This window comes from Streptomyces sp. NPDC040405 (assembly GCF_055595765.1).
Map to the genome: position 1 here is coordinate 1,656,544 of NZ_JBVIVI010000001.1, position 19,397 is coordinate 1,675,940.

The 19,397-nt window shown below is 68.6% G+C and carries 16 protein-coding genes; 5 read left to right on the plus strand and 11 right to left on the minus strand.

The window, feature by feature from the left end; genetic code table 11:
• Nucleotides 1–9: 9 nt before the first annotated feature.
• Nucleotides 10–849 (minus strand): class E sortase, encoded by an 840-nt coding sequence (locus ACZ59A_RS06750; protein ID WP_470954380.1) that lies wholly within the window; start codon nucleotides 847–849, stop codon nucleotides 10–12.
• Between the two features lie 48 nt (nucleotides 850–897).
• Nucleotides 898–2,235: a DUF445 domain-containing protein gene (locus ACZ59A_RS06755; RefSeq protein ID WP_470954382.1), complete on the minus strand. Its 1,338-nt coding sequence runs from the start codon at nucleotides 2,233–2,235 to the stop codon at nucleotides 898–900.
• Between the two features lie 274 nt (nucleotides 2,236–2,509).
• Between ACZ59A_RS06755 and ACZ59A_RS06760 the strand changes: the two genes are divergently transcribed.
• The gene (locus ACZ59A_RS06760) at nucleotides 2,510–3,817 is read left to right on the plus strand and encodes an SGNH/GDSL hydrolase family protein (protein ID WP_470954383.1); all 1,308 of its coding nucleotides are present in this window, start codon (nucleotides 2,510–2,512) and stop codon (nucleotides 3,815–3,817) included.
• 22 nt (nucleotides 3,818–3,839) lie between these two features.
• Here ACZ59A_RS06760 and ACZ59A_RS06765 read toward each other — a convergent pair whose 3' ends face one another.
• The 4 genes from ACZ59A_RS06765 to ACZ59A_RS06780 form a co-directional block, all read right to left on the minus strand.
• Nucleotides 3,840–4,580: a DUF1707 SHOCT-like domain-containing protein gene (locus ACZ59A_RS06765; protein ID WP_470954681.1), complete on the minus strand. Its 741-nt coding sequence runs from the start codon at nucleotides 4,578–4,580 to the stop codon at nucleotides 3,840–3,842.
• Between the two features lie 90 nt (nucleotides 4,581–4,670).
• On the minus strand, nucleotides 4,671–5,705 hold the full coding sequence (locus tag ACZ59A_RS06770; protein WP_470954684.1) for an ABC transporter ATP-binding protein: 1,035 nt from the start codon (nucleotides 5,703–5,705) through the stop codon (nucleotides 4,671–4,673).
• Nucleotides 5,706–5,723: 18 nt separating this feature from the next.
• The gene (locus tag ACZ59A_RS06775) at nucleotides 5,724–6,488 is read right to left on the minus strand and encodes an ABC transporter permease (RefSeq protein ID WP_470954687.1); all 765 of its coding nucleotides are present in this window, start codon (nucleotides 6,486–6,488) and stop codon (nucleotides 5,724–5,726) included.
• 58 nt (nucleotides 6,489–6,546) lie between these two features.
• Nucleotides 6,547–7,347 (minus strand): ABC transporter permease, encoded by an 801-nt coding sequence (locus ACZ59A_RS06780; protein WP_470954384.1) that lies wholly within the window; start codon nucleotides 7,345–7,347, stop codon nucleotides 6,547–6,549.
• 269 nt (nucleotides 7,348–7,616) lie between these two features.
• Between ACZ59A_RS06780 and ACZ59A_RS06785 the strand changes: the two genes are divergently transcribed.
• Nucleotides 7,617–9,908, plus strand: coding sequence for a transglycosylase domain-containing protein (locus tag ACZ59A_RS06785; RefSeq protein WP_470954386.1), 2,292 nt, complete (start codon nucleotides 7,617–7,619; stop codon nucleotides 9,906–9,908).
• Between the two features lie 78 nt (nucleotides 9,909–9,986).
• Here ACZ59A_RS06785 and ACZ59A_RS06790 read toward each other — a convergent pair whose 3' ends face one another.
• Together ACZ59A_RS06790 and ACZ59A_RS06795 are read right to left on the minus strand one after the other, a co-directional pair.
• Nucleotides 9,987–10,328, minus strand: a complete 342-nt coding sequence (locus ACZ59A_RS06790) for a GroES family chaperonin (RefSeq protein WP_123104969.1) — start codon at nucleotides 10,326–10,328, stop codon at nucleotides 9,987–9,989.
• A gap of 66 nt (nucleotides 10,329–10,394) precedes the next feature.
• Entirely contained in the window at nucleotides 10,395–10,745 is a 351-nt protein-coding gene (locus tag ACZ59A_RS06795) for a DUF3618 domain-containing protein (protein ID WP_470954388.1), read from the minus strand.
• 158 nt (nucleotides 10,746–10,903) lie between these two features.
• Here ACZ59A_RS06795 and bcp point away from each other — a divergent pair, with 158 nt between their 5' ends.
• Nucleotides 10,904–11,371: a thioredoxin-dependent thiol peroxidase gene (bcp, locus tag ACZ59A_RS06800; RefSeq protein ID WP_470954390.1), complete on the plus strand. Its 468-nt coding sequence runs from the start codon at nucleotides 10,904–10,906 to the stop codon at nucleotides 11,369–11,371.
• A gap of 494 nt (nucleotides 11,372–11,865) precedes the next feature.
• On the opposite strand, the gene ACZ59A_RS06805 is transcribed toward bcp, so the two are convergent.
• The gene (locus tag ACZ59A_RS06805; protein ID WP_470954392.1) at nucleotides 11,866–12,282 is read right to left on the minus strand and encodes a hypothetical protein; all 417 of its coding nucleotides are present in this window, start codon (nucleotides 12,280–12,282) and stop codon (nucleotides 11,866–11,868) included.
• A gap of 122 nt (nucleotides 12,283–12,404) precedes the next feature.
• Here ACZ59A_RS06805 and ACZ59A_RS06810 point away from each other — a divergent pair, with 122 nt between their 5' ends.
• Complete coding sequence (locus ACZ59A_RS06810; protein ID WP_470954394.1) at nucleotides 12,405–12,863, plus strand: DNA-processing protein DprA; 459 nt, start codon at nucleotides 12,405–12,407, stop codon at nucleotides 12,861–12,863.
• A 25-nt stretch (nucleotides 12,864–12,888) separates the two neighbouring features.
• A complete protein-coding gene (locus ACZ59A_RS06815; RefSeq protein WP_470954397.1) occupies nucleotides 12,889–14,232 on the plus strand; it encodes a hypothetical protein in 1,344 nt (447 codons plus the stop codon).
• Between the two features lie 1,892 nt (nucleotides 14,233–16,124).
• Here ACZ59A_RS06815 and ACZ59A_RS06820 read toward each other — a convergent pair.
• Together ACZ59A_RS06820 and ACZ59A_RS06825 are read right to left on the minus strand one after the other, a co-directional pair.
• Entirely contained in the window at nucleotides 16,125–16,544 is a 420-nt protein-coding gene (locus ACZ59A_RS06820; RefSeq protein ID WP_470954400.1) for a hypothetical protein, read from the minus strand.
• Nucleotides 16,545–17,154: 610 nt separating this feature from the next.
• Complete coding sequence (locus ACZ59A_RS06825; RefSeq protein ID WP_470954403.1) at nucleotides 17,155–18,420, minus strand: TerD family protein; 1,266 nt, start codon at nucleotides 18,418–18,420, stop codon at nucleotides 17,155–17,157.
• Nucleotides 18,421–19,397: the final 977 nt, after the last annotated feature.

Sequence of the window (19,397 nt, forward strand, 5' to 3'; positions counted from 1 at the left end):
GCATTCAGTCTAGGGGGCACCACCGACAACGCGCGGCCCGGCCGCCTTCAGCCTCGCCCACACCACCAGCCGGTAGCGGGAGGTGTATTCGGGGGTGCAGGTGGTCAGCGTGAGGTAGGAGCCGGGCTCGGTGTAGCGGTAGCGCGGATGGACCGTGCTGTACGGCACCTTCGCGATCACCGTGCCGTCGGAGGGCGAGGTGCGCGGCAGGGTGCGCTCGACGACGTACGTGTAGCGGGCGTGGAACGTCTCGATGCTCACCCGGTCCCCGGGGCGCAGCTCATCGAGGTGGCGGAACGGTTCGCCGTGCGTATTGCGGTGGCCCGCGAGCGCCACGTTGCCCAACCGCCCCGGCTGGGCGGTCCCCGGATAGTGGCCCACGTACCCCTTGTTGAGGACGTGCGGTTTGCTGATGCCCTCGGCGACCGGGGCCGTGAGCCCGAGGCGCGGGATGCGGATCACCGCGTACGTCTCGTCCCGGCGCGGGGTTCCGGCGCGGAGCGTGGGGGTGGCGGTGCCGCTCCGGCGCTGCGTACCGCCCGCGCCCGTACGCCCCGGTTCCGTACCGCCCGCGTCCGTACCGCCGGATTCCGTGGAGTCGCCACCACCGGACGGGGGATCCTCGGTGCCCCACTGCTGTTCCAGCCGCACCACTTGGCGCCTCGCGCCCTCCCGCGCCTCCCGGTTGGTCCACCACAGCTCGTGGACGACCAGCAGGAGCACGACGATCCCGATCGTGACGGCGATCTCGCCGCCGGTCCACAACACCCGGGCCAGCACCTGTCTTTTCCCTGGGCGCCGCCGTCGCACACCGACCTCCCCACCCCAGACCACCGGGAGGGGCACCATAGGCCCTGCGGCGCGCACCCGCCAGAGACGCGACCCGGCGGACAGGGCCTAACCGCCGCCCAGCGCCCGCGAGACGGTGTAGATGACCAGCCCCGCGAGCGCTCCCACCACGGTGCCGTTGATCCGGATGAACTGGAGGTCGCGGCCGATATGGGCCTCGATCTTCCGGGAGGTGTGCTCCGCGTCCCAGCCTGCGACCGTCTCGGAGATCAGCGAGGTGATCTCGTTCCGATAGGTCGTCACCACATAGACGGCGGCGTCCTCCAGCCAGCCGTCGATCTTGTCGCGCATCCGAGGGTCCGTCACCATCCGCGAGCCCAGCGACAGGATCGCCGCCCGGGCCCGCAGCCGCAGTTCGCTGCGCTCGTCCTCGGCCGCCGCGACGATCATCGACCGCACCGCGGCCCAGGTGGAGGCGATCAGGTCCTGCACCTCACCGCGGCCCAGCACCTCGCCCTTGAGCCGTTCGACCCGGTCGCGGGTGGCGCTGTCCGACTGGAGGTCCCCGGCGAAGTCGGACAGGAAGCGGTCCACCGCCCCGCGCGCCGGATGGTCCGGCATGTCGCGCATCTCACGGACGAACCGCAGCAGTTCCCGGTAGACCCGTTCGCCGACCTTGCGGTCCACGAACCGCGGCGTCCAGCCGGGCGCACCGCCGGTCACCGCGCCCATCACCGACTCGTTGTGCTCGACCAGCCAGTCGTGGGCGTGGACGCAGACCAGGTCGACGGCCCGGTGGTGGCCGCCGTCCGCGACGATCCGCTCCAGCAGCTTGCCGAGCCCCGGCGCGATCTCCTGGGCGTCCGCGCGCCGCGTGATCGCCTCGCCGACCACCGCCTGCACATCGGAGTCGCGCAGCACGGTGAGCGCGCCGCGCAGCGCGGTCGCCAACTCGGCCGTCACCCGGTCGGCGTGCGCGGGTTCGGCCAGCCAGGTGCCGAGCCGGCTGCCGATGCCGACGGCGCGCAGCCGCAGCCGTACGACATCGCCGGACAGGAAGTTCTCCCCGACGAAGTCGCCCAGGGTCGCCCCGAGCTGGTCCTTCTTGGTGGGGATGATCGCGGTATGCGGGATGGGCAGCCCCATCGGCCGCCGGAACAGTGCGGTGACGGCGAACCAGTCGGCCAGCGCGCCGACCATGCCCGCCTCGGCGGCCGCGGCCACATACCCGGCCCAGCCCCCGGCGCCGGAACCCTGCGCCCACTTGGCGACCGCGTACACCAGCGCGACGCCGAGCAGCATGCCCGTGGCGATCGCCTTCATCCGGCGCACGCCGCGCCGCCGCTCCTCGTCGAGGGGCGTGTCCGCGAACGCGACGACGCCACCGGCCGCCGCCCGCGCGCCGGGCGGATTCGGCCCCTTTTCTTCCGTCGTTGTCCGGTTCATACGCTCCACCCGATCGAGCCGTCCCCTCTGCATTGTCTCGTTCCTGTCTCACTCATCCCTGAGTGGAACGAACGGCGAGTTCCCGACGTCTGTCTGGGGGAGCGACCCCGTCCAACCGGGGGCAGGCCGACAGGCGGACCTCTGTCCGGACATGGGATCATGGAGGACCGACCGGACCGCATCGGCGAAGCAGCGTCGCTCGCCGTTCCCGTTCACATTCGGAGCCTGAGGCTCCGGCTGCCCGAGGAGACCTCCGCCCATGAGCGTGCCCCCTATGCCCAGACGCACGGCCTATGCCGTGTTCGCTGCGCTGGCGGCTGTGGTGGTCCTCGTCTCAACCGCGATATTCGTCGGGGTCGGCGGCCGGGACCGGAATGTGAACGAGGCCGCGCAGGGCACCCGCAACTCCGCGGCCCCGGCCTCGTCGGGGTCCTGGGTGGGCACCTGGTCGGCATCCGCGGCCGCGGCCGAGCCGAACACGCTCCGCGGCCTCTCCGGCATGTCGATACGGAACGTCATCCACACCAGCATCGGCGGCACCGGCGCGCGCATCCAGCTCTCCAACCTGTACAGCGCCCGCCCGCTGACGATCACGCATGCCTCGCTGGCGCTGGCGGCCGCCCCCAGCAACCCGACGGCCGCGGCCGACACCATGCGTCGGCTCACCTTCGACAACCGTCCCTGGGTGACCATTCCGCCCGGCCAGGCCGCCACCAGCGACCCGGTGCGCATGAACATCCCGGCCGCCGCCGACCTGCTGATCACCACCTACGCCCCGCAGGCGTCGGGCTCGGTGACGTACCACCCGCACGCCCGCCAGACCTCGTACCTGGCGCGCGGCGACCGTACGGAGGACACGGCAGGCGCCGCGTACACCGAACAGAGCCCGTTCTGGCGGTACCTGAGCAGCGTGGACGTGTGGTCCAAGGAGGCGCAGGGCACGGTCGCGGTCCTCGGCGACTCGATCACCGACGGCATCACCTCCACCGCCGGGGCCAACCGCCGGTGGACCGACTTCCTCGCCGAGCGGCTGCGCACCGAGCCGGGAGCGCCCCGCCTCGGCGTGCTCAACCAGGGCATCAGCGGGAACCGGGTGCTGAGCGACGGCACCCAGTTCCCGCCGAACAACCCCAGCGGACTGTCCCGCTTCGGACGTGACGTGCTGGACCGTACGAACGTCAAGGCCGTGATCATCGAGCTGGGCGTCAACGACATCCTCCGCATCCCCCACCAGACCGACCCGAACAAGATCGTGGAAGGGCTGCGGCGGCTGACCGAGCAGGCGCACGCCCGGGGCCTGCGGGTCATAGGGGCCACCCTGTCGCCGTTCTACGGCCACCGCGGCTACACGCCGCTGCTGGACTCGGTGCGCGAGCGGGTCAACGGCCAGATCCGGGCCGGGAAGGTCTTCGACGAGGTCGTGGACTTCGACAAGGCGCTGCGCGACCCGGCACAGCCGCTGCGGCTGCGGCCGTCGTACGACTCGGGCGACCACCTCCACCCGAGCGACGAGGGCTACCGGGCGATGTCGCGGGCGCTCCCCCTCGACTACCTCCGGGGGAGCGCGGCCGCCGCGCTGTGACGCCCCGGCGGGCCTGGGAGCGCTAGTGACCCCAGTCGTGCCTGCGGGCGCGGCGCTCGGCCTGGCGCTCCTCCAGCTCCGCACGGCGCTCACGGCGCTCGGCGCGCAGTTCCTCCCTGTGCGCCTCCCTCTCCCGGCGGCGCTCCGCCTTGAGCCGCTTCTGCTCCTCCTTGCGGAGCTTGCGCTCGACGCTGACCCCGCCGAAGATCGCCAGGCCCGTGATCGTCACCCGCGGGCCGGTGGGGTCGCCGTCGGCCGACCCCGAGTGGTCGAAACCGCCCATGATGCCGATGCCGCTGACATGCGTCTCCAGCTCCGGCGGCACGATGACCTGTATCCCGCCCATCATCGTGAAGCAGCGGATCACGATCTCGCGGCCCTCGAAGCGGGCCTCCCGCAGATCGATCTCGCCGCCGCCCATGAGGGCGAAGGCGGTGAAGGCGCGGGGCGTGGTCCAGGTGCCCTTGCGCTGGAAGCCGCCCATGATCGCGACGGCCATCTTCGACGTCGGGGTGCCGCCGATCCGCCCGGCCCAGTCGTCCCGGGCGGCGAGGTCCGTGGCGTCGGCGGACAGCGGTGCGGGGGCGGTCGCCGCGCCGGGCACCGGGAGGTCCCGGACCAGCGGCTCCAGCTGGGCGTGGGTGCGCGCCTTGTAGGCCGCGTCCAGCCGCTCCTCGAACTCCTCCATGTCCAGGCGGCCTTCGGCGACGGCATCGCGCAGGACCTCGGCGATGCGCTCGCGCTCGGCGTCGGAGGCACGCATCTCGACGGCGTCGGAGGCGCGCATCGGGGACCCGCCCGGAAGGTCGGGGGCCGCTCCCTGGGAAGATCCCTCAATTGTCATACGGACAGACTAATGCGGACCGACCGACCTGACCGCCCCATACGACGCCCCCTCTTCGGCGCCCGCTTCGGCCTCCCGCTCGGGGAACAGCATGCGGGCGATGACGTCCTCGATCTCCGGCTCCCGCACCGACAGGTCCGCCAGCGGATAGCCGTCGGCCACCGCCGCGACCAGGGGTGCCGCACTGGCGGCGGCCGGGAACGCCAGCCACTGCCGCGGCCCCTCGACCCGCACGGTCCGCGCGCCGGGGACGTCGATCGGCGGCAGCTCCCGCTCCAGATCCACGACCAGGGTGCGTTCGCTCCCGCCCACCGCGTGCAGCCCGTCCAGCCCGCCGTCGTACACCAGGCGGCCATGGTCGATGACCATCACCCGCTTGCACAGTTGTTCGATATCGGTCAGGTCATGGGTGGTCAGCAGCACGGTGGTGCCCTGCTCCGCGTTCACCTCCCGCAGGAAGCCCCGTACCTTCGCCTTGCTGACCACGTCCAGCCCGATCGTCGGCTCGTCCAGATACAGCACCTCGGGATCGTGCAGCAGGGCGGCCGCGATGTCGCCGCGCATCCGCTGGCCGAGCGAGAGCTGACGGACCGGCACGTCCAGCAGGTCGCCGAGGTCCAGCAGTTCGACACAGCGGTCCAGGTTCCGCCGGTAGCGGTCGTCGGGGATCCGGTACATCCGCCGCACCAGCGCGTACGAGTCGCGCAGCGGCAGGTCCCACCACAGGGTGGTCCGCTGCCCGAACACCACCCCGATGCGCCGCGCGAGCCGCGTGCGCTCCCGGGACGGATCGATCCCGGCGACCCGCAGCCGCCCGCCACTGGGCACCAGGATCCCGGTCAGCATCTTGATCGTGGTCGACTTCCCGGCCCCGTTCGGACCGATGTAGCCGACCATCTCGCCGCGCGGCACCCGGAAGCTGATGCCGTCCACCGCGCGCACCTCGCGCCGCTCCCGGCGCAGCAGCCCGGCCCGGCGCCGCACCTCGAACACCTTCTGGATGTCGTCGAGTTCGATGAAACCGTCTTCGGTGATGCCGCTCATGCCGTCCACGCCCCCTCCTCAGCTTCCCGTGCTCTGATACGCCCGCAGCCCCGCCCGCCAGGCCAGCCCCGCGACCGCCGCACAGCCGAGCGCGACCAGCGGCGCGGCGAAACCGAGCCAGCCGGGCAGGCCCAGCGGGTTCGGGCGGCCCAGGACGTACAGCGCAGGCAGCCAGTTGACGAAGGCCAGCGGGATCAGATACGTGACCCCGCGCAGCAGCTCCTCCGCGAACAACGTCGGCGGGTACTGGAGCATCGTCGTCCCGCCGTACGTGAACGAGTTCTGCACCTCGGAGGCGTCCTTGGCCCAGAACTGGAACGCCCCGCCCAGCACGAACACCGCCCCGAAGATCACCGCCCCGCTCAGCAGCATCAGCGGCACCAGCAGCACCCGGTCGGCCGTCCAGCCGATGTCCAGCCGGGTCAGCGACCAGCCGAGCAGCAGCGCCCCCTGGCTGATCCGGCCCAGTCGGCGCAGCGCGAAGCGGTCGGCGGCGACCTGGGCGAGGATCGGCACCGGCCGCACCAGCAGGGTGTCCAGCGTGCCGTCGCGGATGCGCCGCCCGACCCGCTCCATGCTGCCGAGCGCCAGATCGGCCAGCCCGAAGGCGGTGCTGGACGTGCCGTACAGGAAGGCGACCTCGGCGAGGGTGAAGCCGCCGAGCGTGTCGATGTGCGAGAACATCAGTGCGATCGCGGCGAAGTCCAGCGCGTTCACGGCGAAGTTCCCGAACGCCATGATCAGGAACGAGGTGCGGTACGCCATCGTGGAGCGCACCCACATGCCGACGATCAGCGCATAGGCGCGCAGTCCGTCGTACGCCCGGGAGCGGGCCGGGGGCTCAGCCACCCTGGACCACCACCTTCCGGGTCGCGACCGACTGGAGCGCCCGCCCGGCCGCGAACAGCACCACCGCCCACCCCGCCTGGAAGGCCAGCGCCCCCGCCACCGCGGCCCCGTGATGGCGCCCCAAGAGGACATCCGCGGGCACCTGGAGCATCGCCGCCCACGGCAGCGCCTCGGCGATCTCGCCGAGCCGCCCGGGGAAGACGTTCAGCGGCAGCACCATCCCGGAGAAGAACATGCACAGCAGCCCGCTGATCAGGCTCAGCCCCGACCCGTCCAGCAGCCAGAAGGCGGCCAGCGCGACCAGATAGCGCACCGCGAACCCCACGCACACCGCGAGCAGCACCGACAGCAGAAAACACAGCCAGGTCAACGGGGAGCCGGGCAGCGTGAGTTCGAAGGCCAGCGCGCCGCACACCATGGGTACGATGCCGCGCCCCAGCAGCTGGAAGGCGGCCCGGCCGAGGTCCGACGCCAGCCACCACAACTGGAGGTCGACCGGGCGGTAGAGGTCGACGGCGATGTCACCTGACCGGATCCGCTCCTGAAGCTCGTCCTGGAAGCCGCCGCCGAACAGCGCCACGGCCGCCAGCAGCGCCTGCCCCAACCAGACGAACGTGAGGGCTTGGGAAAGGTTGTACCCGCCGAGATGCGGCCGTTCGTCCCACAGCGCGGCGTACGTGTACGCGACGATGAAGCCGAAAACGGTGTTGGTGAACACCCCGGCCACGGTGGCGACCCGGTACGTCGCGTAGCGTTTGAAGCCGCTCAGCGCGACGGCCGCGTAGAGCCGCATCAGCCTGTTCCCCCTCCCCCGTCCGCACGGCACCAAAGCGTGGAAGCCTAGTCCGCGGGCAGGTGACCCAGCCAGATATTTTTCACCGGATGGTGTGAGGGGAATCACTCGTTCGGCCGGTCACAGACCAGTCACGGGTGCGTGCCACGTCCCTGGCCCGGAACGGATGATGCGACAGTGTTTTATGGGGCGTACGACGCGAATCGCCCGACCGTGCACGATTCCGCCGCGGCGCAACCCTCGACGGCGGCCGAGGAGTCTCAGGAGACATGAGCGACGAGCCCCAACTGATCCACGGCGGCGCGGCCGGCGCGGGCGACCCGAGCAGCCGCAACGGCTCCGGCAACGGCGGCACCACGGGCAGAAAGGGCCGCCCCCGGCGCACCGGCTGGCGTCGGCTGCTCCCCACCTGGCGGATGGCGCTGGGCGGCTCGCTGCTGTTCCTCCTGCTCGTCGCGGGCGCCCTGGTCACCGGCTATCTGCTCGTCGACATCCCCGCGGCCAACAAGGCCGCCATCGCCCAGAGCAATGTCTTCCTGTACTCCGACGGCTCCCCGCTCGCCCGCGAGGGCAAGGTCAACCGGGAGAACGTGCAGCTCAGCCAGGTGCCCAAGCGGACCCAGCACGCGGTGCTCGCCGCCGAGGACCGGGACTTCTACACCGAGTCCGCGATCAACCCCGAGGCGATGGTCCGGGCCGCCTGGAACACCGCCACCGGCAAGGGCAAGCAGTCGGGCTCCACGATCACCCAGCAGTACGTGAAGAACTACTACCTGGACCAGGAACAGACGGTCACCCGCAAGGCCAAGGAGTTCTTCATCGCGATCAAGCTGGATCGCGAGGTGAGCAAGGACAAGATCCTCGAGGGCTACCTCAACACCAGCTACTTCGGCCGCAACGCCTACGGCATCCAGGCCGCCGCCCAGGCGTACTACGGCAAGAACATCGACGAGCTGAACACGGCCCAGAGCGCCTACCTGGCCACCCTGCTCAACGCCCCCAGCGCGTACGACATCATCGCCCACCCGCAGAACAAGCCGCGCGCCGAGGCCCGCTGGAACTACGTCCTCGACGGCATGGTCAAGAAGCACTGGCTCAGCCGCGCCGAGCGCAACAAGATGACCTTCCCGGAGCCCACCGAGGCCAAGGCCCCCTCCGGGATGTCGGGACAGCGCGGGTATCTGGTCGAAGCGGTCGAGGACTACCTCACCAGCAACGGCATCATCGACGAGCAGACCCTGGCCCGGGGCGGCTACCGGATCACCACCACGATCGACAAGGGCAAGCAGGACGCCTTCACGGAGGCCGTCCGCGACCGGCTGATGAGCAAGCTCGGCGACGACCGCAAGGTCGACAGCTACGTCCGGGCGGGCGGCGCCTCGATCGACCCCAAGACCGGGAAGGTCGTCGCCCTCTACGGCGGAATCGACTACACCAAGCAGTTCGTCAACAACGCGACGCGCCGTGACTACCAAGTGGGATCCACTTTCAAGCCATTCGTCTTCACCTCGGCGGTGGCCAACGAAGCCACCACCCAGGACGGCCAGACGATCACCCCGGACACCCTCTACAACGGCGACAACAAGCGCGAAGTGATCGGCCCGGACGGCCCCACCGGCTACTCGCCCGCCAACGAGGACGACGTCGACTACGGCGACATCGACGTCACCACGGCCACCGACAGCTCGGTCAACTCGGTGTACGCGCAGATGGCCGAGGACGTCGGCCCCGCCAAGGTCAAGCAGACCGCCCTCGACCTCGGCATCCCCAAGAACACCCCCGACCTGCACGCCTCCCCCTCCATCGCGCTCGGCCCGGCCACCGCCAGCGTGCTCGACATGACCGAGGCGTACGCGACCCTCGCCAACCACGGGCGGCACGGGCAGTACAGCCTGGTCGCCCAGGTCACCAAGGACGGGGCCCAGATCAAGCTGCCGGACCGGGAGGTGCGGCAGGCCGTCCCCCGGACCGCCGCGGACACCACCACCTCGATACTGCAGAGCGTCGTCGACGGCGGCACCGGCACGGCGGCGCAGGGCGCCGAGCGCCCGGCCGCGGGCAAGACCGGCACCGCCGAGGAGGACAAGGCCGCCTGGTTCGCGGGCTACACCCCGGACCTGGCCACCGTCGTGGCCGTCATGGGCCAGGACTCGAACACCGGCGTCCAGAAGCCGCTGTACGGGGCCACCGGGCTGGACCGGATCAACGGCGGCGGCTACCCCGCCGAGATCTGGGCGGACTACGTCTCCGGGGCGCTCGACGGGAAGCCCCCGGCCGACTTCGACCTGAAGCTGGAGGACGGCATCGGCACGCCCGAGCTGCCGACGGAGCCGACCGAGGCCCCGCCGTCCGCCCCGCAGATCCCCACCACACCGCCCACCACGGAGCCCACGGCGCCTACCCAGCCGCCGACGTTCCCGACGTACGACCCGCCGACCGAGCCCACCGTGGAGCCCCCGGAGACCCCGTCCACCGACTTCCCGACCGGCCCGCCGACCGACGGCGGCCCCGGCGGGCCCGGTGACCCGGGCGGGGACATCGGAGGCGCGGACGGCGGCTGAGCCCCGGCGCCCGCCGGACACGGCAGAGGGTGGTGACGGATCTCCGTCACCACCCTCTTGTACGTCTTCTACGTCTGGCTACAGGTACAGCCCCGTCGAGTCCTCCGCGCCCTCCAGCCGCTCGGCGGCGACGGCGTGCAGATCGCGCTCGCGCATCAGTACGTAGGCGACCCCGCGGACCTCCACCTCGGCCCGGTCCTCCGGGTCGTAGAGCACCCGGTCGCCCGGCTCCACGGTCCGCACGTTCTGCCCGACCGCGACCACCTCGGCCCAGGCCAGCCGCTTGCCGACCGCCGCGGTCGCGGGGATGACGATACCGCCGGTGGACCGGCGCTCACCCTCCGGAATGTCGGTACGGACCAGCACCCGGTCGTGCAGCATCCGGATGGGCAGCTTGTCATGGGACGTGTTCGCACTCACGGTCCTGACCGTACCCGCCCGAACGGCCTATCGGCGCCACAGGGCGGCAGGGAACACCTAGAACCCTTACCGACGCCGCTTGCAGCGCTTGGCCTTGCCACCGCCGCCGCCACGGGACGACACCGCCAGCAGGCCGACCAGCCCCACCACGACGAGCGCGACCGGCACGATCCGCTCCATCCGCGGCGCCCCGTCCTCGGTGACCAGCTGGCCGCGCACATTGGTGACGACCCGGTTCGCGGACACATACGCCCGCCCCGCCGTCCGGTCCACGGCCGACGCCGCCTTCGCCTTGGCATCGCCCATGATCGTCTTCGGATGCACCCGCACCCCGATCTCGTCGAGCGTCACGGCGAGCTCCTGCCGCCTCCGGGCGATATCCGCCTCGATCTGCGCAGGGGTCCTGGCATCCGACACCGCGCTGCCTCCGTCGTCGTCCCGATGATTCGTGATGGACAGTCTGTCAGCTTCCCCCCTCCCCCGCCCCACGGCACCCCCGGCGAAGATGCTGGCTAATGTCGTCACGTAACGCCTGCCGTTACGGAACACCCGAAGCCACGAGGAGCACCCAGACCATGAGCGAGCGACTGCAGCCCGGCGACACCGCCCCCGCCTTCACCCTCCCCGACGCGGACGGCAAGCAGGTCTCCCTCGCCGACCACGCGGGCCGCAAGGTCATCGTCTACTTCTACCCCGCCGCCCTCACCCCCGGCTGCACGAAGCAGGCCTGCGACTTCACCGACCAGCTCGAATTCCTCGCCGGACACGGCTACGACGTCATCGGCATCTCCCCCGACAAGCCGGAGAAGCTCGCCAAGTTCCGCGACCAGGAATCCCTGGCGGTCACCCTGCTCGCCGACCCCTCCAAGGAAACCCTGGAGTCCTACGGCGCCTTCGGCGAGAAGAAGCTCTACGGCAAGACGGTCACCGGCGTCATCCGCTCCACCGTCATCATCGACGAACAGGGCAAGGTCGAGCGCGCCCTCTACAACGTCAAGGCCACCGGCCACGTAGCCAAGATCATCAAAGACCTGGGTCTCTGAGCACCGCTCTCCTAAAGCGGGTGCCCCAGGTTCGAACCCCGCCGGGCGCACCAGCTGCGCAGCAGGTCAGAGAGCTGCAGGGCCCCTCGTTCATTCGAACGAGGGGCCTTTCCCGCGTCTGGACGCCACATGGTCATGGCACCGCGCTGCGGGCCGCGCGCCGGACAGCGTCGTGCAGACGCTCACCATCCGGGCATCGCTGACTGGTGCGGCAGTCGGAGCAGACCAAGGCATGGTCGAGGAACCGGCCCCAGGGCGTTCGGTGCATGGCAGGCTCTCGGCGGGCCTTCTTCCAGAAGGTCTTCACGACTGCCGCCTGACGGGATCGGGTCGGGCGAGGAGGCTGCCGTCGAACGGGTCCCGCTGCTGCGGAAAGGTGGGCGCGCAGTCGGGGCAGGCGTAGACCGTGCCCCCACCCGCGCTCGCGCCGTACCCGATCGCAACCACGACCGGCTGCCTGGTGGTCGTTTGGCAACGGGCGCAGACCTGAGGCATCACCGGGCCGTCGCCCCCTCGGCGGGCTCTGCGGCGATTGCCCGCACCAGTGCCTCACGAAGCCGGACCGCGTCGGTCAGGTACCGGTCGGGACCCACGGGCACGCGCCAGTGCAGACGTGGCCCGCCCCTCCAGTGCGCGGGCGGCACGCCGACGTACGTAACCTCGGCCCCCTGCGCACCCAGCGCGTGGATCCCCTCCCAGATACGTCGCCAGCCCTGAGCATGCCCCGCCGGGATGAGCCAGTACATCAATCCGTAGTCGGCGATGACGGCACCGGACGCATCACCGAGTAACTCCAGCGCCCGTTCGCCGATCTCAGCGGGCGCGCGCAGCACGTCCCAGTGAGGGCCAACCTTGACCATCTCGACGTCGCTGCCACGCGGCGGCGTCCATGGAACGGTTCTGGTCGTCATGTCGCTGCACCCGGAGCGATGCTGTTGTCGGCGAGGCCGCGATAGCTGGATGTGTCCATGCATCGATGTCACCGCACCGGCAGACACGGCGGAATATGACAACCTATGACATGGAGTGGATCATGACTCGGGTCGTGACCATCACCGGCACCCGATCGACAGGGCACCGCGGCCTCGACAGTTATACCGAGCTGTTCACCCGCTACCTCGGCCCGTTCGCTGGTGAGGAGACGCGCTTCTACATCGGCGGCGCCAGGGGCATCGACAGCCTGTCCCTGCTCTGGCTGGCCGCGAACACCCACGCGCAGATCACCATCGTCGTCCCCGGCACCGTCCGGCAACAGCCCCCTGAGGCACAACAGGCCATCACCCACAGCCGCAGCAGCATCACGGAGGTCGTCGAGCTGCATGCGACAGCGCTGGGCAGCCCGGCCTTCCACGCCCGGAACCGGTGGATGGTCGATCACTCCGACATGGTGATCGGGTTCCCTCTCGTAGGGCTTCAGGGGGCAGCGGGTACGTGGCAGACCCTCAACTACGGTGCCGAACAGGGGAAACCACGCCTAATCGTGCCCGTGTGATGTGAGTCACCGGCATGATGAGGGCATGAGCACGTGCGAAGCCCTCCTCGGTGCTGCTGCCCTCAAGTCCCTCCGAAAGGCGCGGGGCTGGTCTCTGGCCGATACGGCGCGGGCGCTCATCGAGACGGCGCGCCACCTCGGCCAGCCCCTCGCCCCGACTATCCCGAGCGTGCAGCGATCCGTTGCCCGGTGGGAGAGCACGACGAACCCCATCCTCCCCAGCGAGCGGTACCAACTCCTGCTGGCCCACCTCTACGCCCGAGGCGCTGACGGTCATATCTCCCTCGGTCCCGGCAGCGACTTCGCCGAACTGCTCGACGCCCTCGCGCACCTGGGCGAAGCAGAGACCCAACTACACGAACTACGCACCCTCCTGGCCCGCACGGCAACCAACAGCGGGTCTGGCCTCCTCGCCCTGCTCGGCCCCACCACCCAGGTGTCCATGGCAGCTGCGCTCGCCGATCCGGCACTCGCCGATGACGCACTCCTCGATGGCCTGCGGACGGCAGTCGAAGACGTCAACGCACACGTAGGTTCGCTCCCCTTCGCCCGACTGCAGCTCCTACTCGCCCCCGTAACCGAGTCCTGCCAGCGACTCCTGGCCAGCGGCGTGCCCGAACCGCTGCTGCCCGAGTTACGCACGGTCGCCGCTCAGGCGTACACCCTCGCCGGACGGTTGGCGTTCGAAACCAGCGACGACCAGGCATCCCGCGCCCTGTACGCGGCCGCAACACACACAGCAGGACAGCTCGACACCACGTGGCACCGAGCTATCGTTCACATGAGCCACGCTCTGGTGACGCTCTACTCAACCCCCGGTATCGGCGCGGCCCGTGAGCTGGTCGACGCCGCAGTGCACGATGCCCGCACGGGCGACAGCATCCGCGTACGGGCCCGAGCCCATGCGCTGCAGGCCGAGATCGCCGCCCGGTCGGACGCCGAGCGACATGCGCAGACCGCGCTGGCGCTGGCCTGGTACGACGTCGAACGCAACACGGACGGCGACCCGGTGCCCACGAGCTTCAGCGCGGATCACCTGCGGGGCTTCGAGGGCCTGTGCCAGCTGTACGTAGGAGACGCGGCGGTCGCCCACGACGTCTTCGCCAGCAGCGCAAAGGCCCTGCGAGGACCACGTGAGCGCGTACAGCGAACCATCGTCACCACCGATCAGGCCCTGGCCTGCATCCGCCTCAACGCACCGGAAACAGCCGTGGACCTCCTGCACGACTGCATCACCACCACAGCCACCACCGGCGGACGCGTGCCCGCGCTTCGCCTACGCCAGGCGCGCAAGGCCCTGCGCCCCTGGCGCCACGAGAAGTTCGTCGCGGACCTGGACGACCACCTCATCGACATACTCGGCAGCTGATGCCACGAAATAAGTCCCTCAGCCTCGGCTGAGAGCACGACCGGCACGAGCGCCTCAAGCAGAAGACCACAGCCCAGGCGTAATCGATGATCGCCAGTTTTAGAACGCCAAGCGCCAACAGTGAGTTACAACCTCATCTACGGGGTCAAGGCGCGGCGCACGCGGCCCGGCGGCACGGGCCGCCGCTTCTGTCTCCGCCCCACTCCGGCGCCCGGCCCGCCCGGGTGCCGCGTACGACAAGCAACGGCGAGGACCGTCAAAGACATGCCTCCGGCGGGGGCGCTCCGGCTCCGGGATGGACGGGGCACCGTGGGCGAGTGCCGGTCAGTAGCGGCGTGCGCAGGGAGCTCCCATCCCATCTGCCGTCGACCCAGGCAGAGCCGAGCAGACGCGGCCCCTGGCGTCCGGGGCGTTCGTACAGTGGCGCGCTCCACCTGGACGCCAGGAACCACGCCCGCTCCACGGCGTGTGGGTCGACGGCAGACGGGATGGAAGCTGGGAAAGTGGTGGGTTTGGGGCCGCAGGCATGGAAGCCACCGGGCGCCACAAGATGCCCTCAGCCACTCACGCCGGTGGTAATCTCATCGTGCGCCGGGCGCAGTTCCACCCGAAGCCGACAAGCTAACCAGCTAAGCGCCTGGCCAAGTGGCCAGGAACGCTGAAGGTGCGAGAATTCGCACCGGCTGGGATCCTACGCAACTTGCCAGTAGTGGGTTTGCTGGCTCGGGCTGAAGCGCACAGCCCCGGACCGACAGTTCCGGGAGCCTGTGCATGCTTCTCCCGGAAGAGGCCCAGGCTCTCGGAGGATCACCTCAGGAGCCCTTGTGGATCTTCTCCAGGTCATCGTGCAGCTCATCAGTCTCGCCTCGGCGCTGCTCGAATTCGGGCGGAGGGTCGAAGCTTGGCGTCGCCGACGCGGCGACGGAGGGGGCGAGGAGTAGATATTGCAGCGAGAGGCCACCAGACCTCAGCGATCGCACCGCTGGCAGTTCGGGATGAAGCGGCGCCGCACCAGATAGAGCGGTAAACAGCGGTCAATGGCGGGTGCTACTGCGGGCACGCCAGCCCACCGCCAGCACTCGTTTACACTGGCCAGCGCCATGATCAGCACCAACCGCCCCGTGATTCCCTAGCTCAGAGCACGAGTTCGATTCTCGTCATCTCCGCCCCGCCCAAAGCTGCCCTGCCGACCCCAACAATGCCCACGACTCCCAGAAGGTTCACATAAAACCGTGGGGCCGAACCCCGAATATTTCCGGGCCAGCCCCACCGTTGAACCTACGTGTACGCGTTTCCTGCTTACCGTGCTACAGCGTGGCAGAGGACCTCCATGGATCGCGTTGCCTGCTTAACGGCAACTTGCGATTGGTGCGCTATCCGCTCTCTAGGCTTCTCTGACTCCTCTAAAGCAGCCAAGAGGCCCTGAGCGGCATTCTTCAGCCTCCGGAGGACGCGATCGAGCCGGTGCAGCCACAGCCTCGATCGCAGGTCGAGGGGGCCTAGAGCCTCTCTCGCCGCCCCTAACGCCAGATCCATTGACCCATCCGCATACCGCAAGTAAACACGCAGGCATGCTACAGCCGATTCACAATGCCTCTTTTTCTCTCCTGCATCTTCCGCCCGAGACGCAGCCTCTAGATGCCCTTTAGCATAGAAGAACTGCTCGACCCCCTCTAGCAGAGCAATATAGAGGGCATTCGTCTTGCGTCGCTTCAGTTCGGCAATCTCAGCCATCTCTGCCGCAGACGGCGCTGCGTAGCCAGGACCGCCGTGAGTTAATGCGTCAAGAAATCGACTTGCCCCCGTGCGCGGGTCCATCCAGACGTCATCCTGAGCTAATTCATACCCCGGACCGCTGTGGGTCAGAGCATCTAAGAAGCGAGTCCCCATACCTACACACCACCTTCCTCAGCAGTTGAACGACCGACAGCTATCCTCGTTACGCCAGGCTCAGTTTCTCCTGATTGCTGAGAAGTTTCCGCCATTGCCGCATGCTGAGTCATCGCGAGCCCGGGCGCTGCTCGCTGCCACTTGTCAAGGATGGCTGGCGCCCCCGCACCAACCACAATTGCCCCAAAGACGCCTAGTTGATCCGTTGCAGCAAGTCCCCATGCAACACCAGCGCCTAATAATATCCGTATGACCTCACCAGTGAAGTACATCGGCTTTGTCGGCCCGTTCTTTACTTTCCAAGGCCATTGATTCCGCATCTGCAGATGCTTATAGAGCGTCACAAGTGACACCATTGCCCCACCAGCAGCGCCGTAGCAGAGCATCTGCCCATGCAGCATGTAGGACTCCCCCAGGGTCACGGCCCAAGCCTGCGATCTACCAGACTAGCGGCGGCCGCCGCGACTGTCATACGCATGCTGTACTATTCCGGCCGCCACTGCGCGCCACGCTAGAACACAAGTTTCCATTACGTAGCGTTAACTGAGATGAGCGTAGCGCAACACAACTCACCCATCAGACCTCGGCCACCTACGTGACCGAAAATCGCCCCAACAAGCCCGGCACCTACAAAGTGCACGCCTATCGGCAGGATGACGTGGCAGTGTTGCTCGTAGTCGACTCTCCTGCGGTGCAGGTCTAACTGCGTGACAGGACCCACGCACAGCGGGGGACAACGGCGCACACCTGTGGACCGTAGCCGCAAGGGAGAGGCGGACTAGCCCAATATCGAGCTCCCCCGCAAACTGCTTCGGGATGAAGAGGTCGCGCGCCACGCCGTGCCAGATGCGCGCCAGAACAGTCGGCGACCAACGGTCAACAGCGGTCACTGCGGCACCTCAGGCCCAGATCGCGCAGGTCAGCCCCAGTATCCGCATGATCGACCCGGTGATTCCCAAGCTCAGTGCCTCCGGGGTGCGGGTGCCCGAGAGCCGCCAAGTACTTGAGGGCTTGCCCTGATCTTGCTACTGACTATCTGGTCTTGAATTCGACCTTTCCCGTACTCATTCGGAAGTTCCCGTTCGAGTACAGCGTGGGGCGGGCCTCGACATGGTTGCCGCTGTACTTCTCCACGTGCCGGATCTGGGCACCGCCGGGCACAGTGAAGTCGATCAGGGCAATGGCAACCCAGTAAGACAGGTTGCGGTTGTTGAATAGCGGCACCGTGACGGTGGAGCCCCGTCCATCAGTGACAACCGCCCGGGCCCCGTAGGACTTGAAGGAACCGGTACCGTTCTCCACCGCGCTGTAGGCACACATGAGGACGAAGCCCTGAAGGTCGGGGCGACGGATCGTGATGGTCTCACGGCCGGGCACCCGGGAGTCGCCGTCCAGTGCGATGTAGGGCGGCGCCGAGGGCGATCCGAGCTGTCGGTAGTAGATGACCTCCTCTGACTTGTTCGGTCGCTTTCCAGGTTGAGTGACAAGACTTCCAGGGACGTAGAGGGCGTAGAGGTCGAGGTCCGCGCCAGCTTGTCGTCGGGCTGCGCTTCCGCCGTTCCACTCAAGTGTGGCCGTCACGACGAGGCTTGGGTCGTCCTTGCGCATGTCAATGGTCGCCTGGCCGGCCTTGGTGAGGGCGACTTTGCCCAGCGGGACGAGAGGGCGAGCCGGTGTCGTCGGCGGGTCTGGTGCAGCCACTGCTGAGATGTGCGGTGCGTAAGTGGATGGCGGCGGCACAGCAGGCAGGCGCCACGTCTGCGCTGGCGTCGCCGCAGATGAGGTCTGCGCCGTAGACGGTCCTGGGTCGTCTACAACGATGCCGAAGTCCGAGGCCAGACCTGCCAGCCCTGTGTCCCATCCTTGACCTACAGCCCTTGCCTTCCAACTGCCTGCACGTCTATAGAGCTCGATCAGGATGGCCACCGTTTCCCGATGCGTGAGCGGTGGCGGCGCAAAGGTGATCCGCGCGCTCCCGCACTCGATGACCGCATGAGGGGTGTTGCTAGCGTCGAAGTGGGTGGCCCGCAGTTCGGGGTCGATGCTGGCGACAACCACAATGCTGTCCACTGTCGTGGGTATGGCGGCCAGGTCCGCGAAGATCGTTTGCCCATTCAGCGCGACGCCGTCCTGTGACGAATGGTTGTAGAAGACAAGATCGTCATCGCTCCGCACCTTGCCGTCCTGCCCGAGCAGAACAGCAGAGACGTCGATGCCCGTAATGAGTGAGGTGAGGGTGACGCGGCAGACCGCTGAGAACAGGACTGCATTGCCGCCCTTGGCAAGAGTGGTAGTCATGTGTGGCCTCTCACGATGGTGCGTACATCGTGGTATCTCTGACCGGTTCGTGTACGACAAACACTGTTTTACTGCGGTTGACCACCTTCAAGTCGATCAGGTTCCCAGCATGGCAAGGTGCACACGATGGTTCTGCCGTCCGTCTCAGTTTCCGTCTCATTCAGAGCCGTTCGCGGCCGTTCAGACCAGGCCCGAAGCCGGAAGCTGATTCCAGGACCGGCCGCCCATGAACCCAAGTGAACGGCCACGTTCGCGGCCTCTGAGCCCATCAACAGACTTGGAAAGCGTGCGCCCTGGCTGTACAGCAGCGGAGTGCCCCTGGAGGGGGTGCCCCGCCCGCAGTTCGCATCTGTGGGGTCCTGGTCGGCGGCACAGCAGGGCAAGATGCTGTCGTGGTTGCTCCGTTCTTCAACGTCCGCGGGAAGGCCGAGAACGGCCCATACCGTTTTTCCCTGCTGCGGCTTCGTGACGCTCGACGAGCGCGGCAACTCCGAGTCTGCCCCGACTGCTTCTGGGAGGACGACGGGCAAGACGATCACGATGCTGACGCGCCGCGGAACCTCCATGCCATGGAAGCCTGCAACGAGCGGTGCGCTCAGTTCGTACGCGAGCCCCTGCCGGAGGAACACCCTTCGATCTGACGTCAACGTCGCTGGACAGCGATGGGTCAGGGCGGTCACAGCTGGACCGGGCGGAGACGCGGACCACGAGCAGGGACGCCCTGGACGCACTCAGGATCGAACTCCTAAAACGGGTGTCGCAGGTTCGAATCCCGCCGGGGGGCACCAGCCGAAACGTCCTGGACCGATCACGGTCGGGGCGGGCACGCGGACCGGCTGGGCCTCGGACGGGCCCTGTTCGGAGACGTCTGCCTCGGCCCGTCGCATGGTCGGGACCAGGCGCCAACCACAGCGCGTCGTCCACAGGGGACCCCGCACGGCGTGGTCAAGGGATCGGCCCCAGGGCGTTGGCTCGGC

Bases quoted from the DNA above. Each gene is read 5' to 3' on its own strand.
- ACZ59A_RS06815 (WP_470954397.1), top strand. From the start codon at position 12,889: ATGAGCACGTGCGAAGCCCTCCTCGGTGCTGCTGCCCTCAAGTCCCTC.
- ACZ59A_RS06805 (WP_470954392.1), bottom strand. From the start codon at position 12,282: ATGACGACCAGAACCGTTCCATGGACGCCGCCGCGTGGCAGCGACGTC.
- ACZ59A_RS06810 (WP_470954394.1), top strand. From the start codon at position 12,405: ATGACTCGGGTCGTGACCATCACCGGCACCCGATCGACAGGGCACCGC.
- ACZ59A_RS06750 (WP_470954380.1), bottom strand. From the start codon at position 849: ATGGTGCCCCTCCCGGTGGTCTGGGGTGGGGAGGTCGGTGTGCGACGG.
- bcp (WP_470954390.1), top strand. From the start codon at position 10,904: ATGAGCGAGCGACTGCAGCCCGGCGACACCGCCCCCGCCTTCACCCTC.
- ACZ59A_RS06760 (WP_470954383.1), top strand. From the start codon at position 2,510: ATGCCCAGACGCACGGCCTATGCCGTGTTCGCTGCGCTGGCGGCTGTG.
- ACZ59A_RS06825 (WP_470954403.1), bottom strand. From the start codon at position 18,420: ATGACTACCACTCTTGCCAAGGGCGGCAATGCAGTCCTGTTCTCAGCG.
- ACZ59A_RS06785 (WP_470954386.1), top strand. From the start codon at position 7,617: ATGAGCGACGAGCCCCAACTGATCCACGGCGGCGCGGCCGGCGCGGGC.
- ACZ59A_RS06765 (WP_470954681.1), bottom strand. From the start codon at position 4,580: ATGCGTGCCTCCGACGCCGAGCGCGAGCGCATCGCCGAGGTCCTGCGC.
- ACZ59A_RS06755 (WP_470954382.1), bottom strand. From the start codon at position 2,235: ATGAACCGGACAACGACGGAAGAAAAGGGGCCGAATCCGCCCGGCGCG.
- ACZ59A_RS06775 (WP_470954687.1), bottom strand. From the start codon at position 6,488: ATGTGGGTGCGCTCCACGATGGCGTACCGCACCTCGTTCCTGATCATG.
- ACZ59A_RS06770 (WP_470954684.1), bottom strand. From the start codon at position 5,705: ATGAGCGGCATCACCGAAGACGGTTTCATCGAACTCGACGACATCCAG.
- ACZ59A_RS06780 (WP_470954384.1), bottom strand. From the start codon at position 7,347: ATGCGGCTCTACGCGGCCGTCGCGCTGAGCGGCTTCAAACGCTACGCG.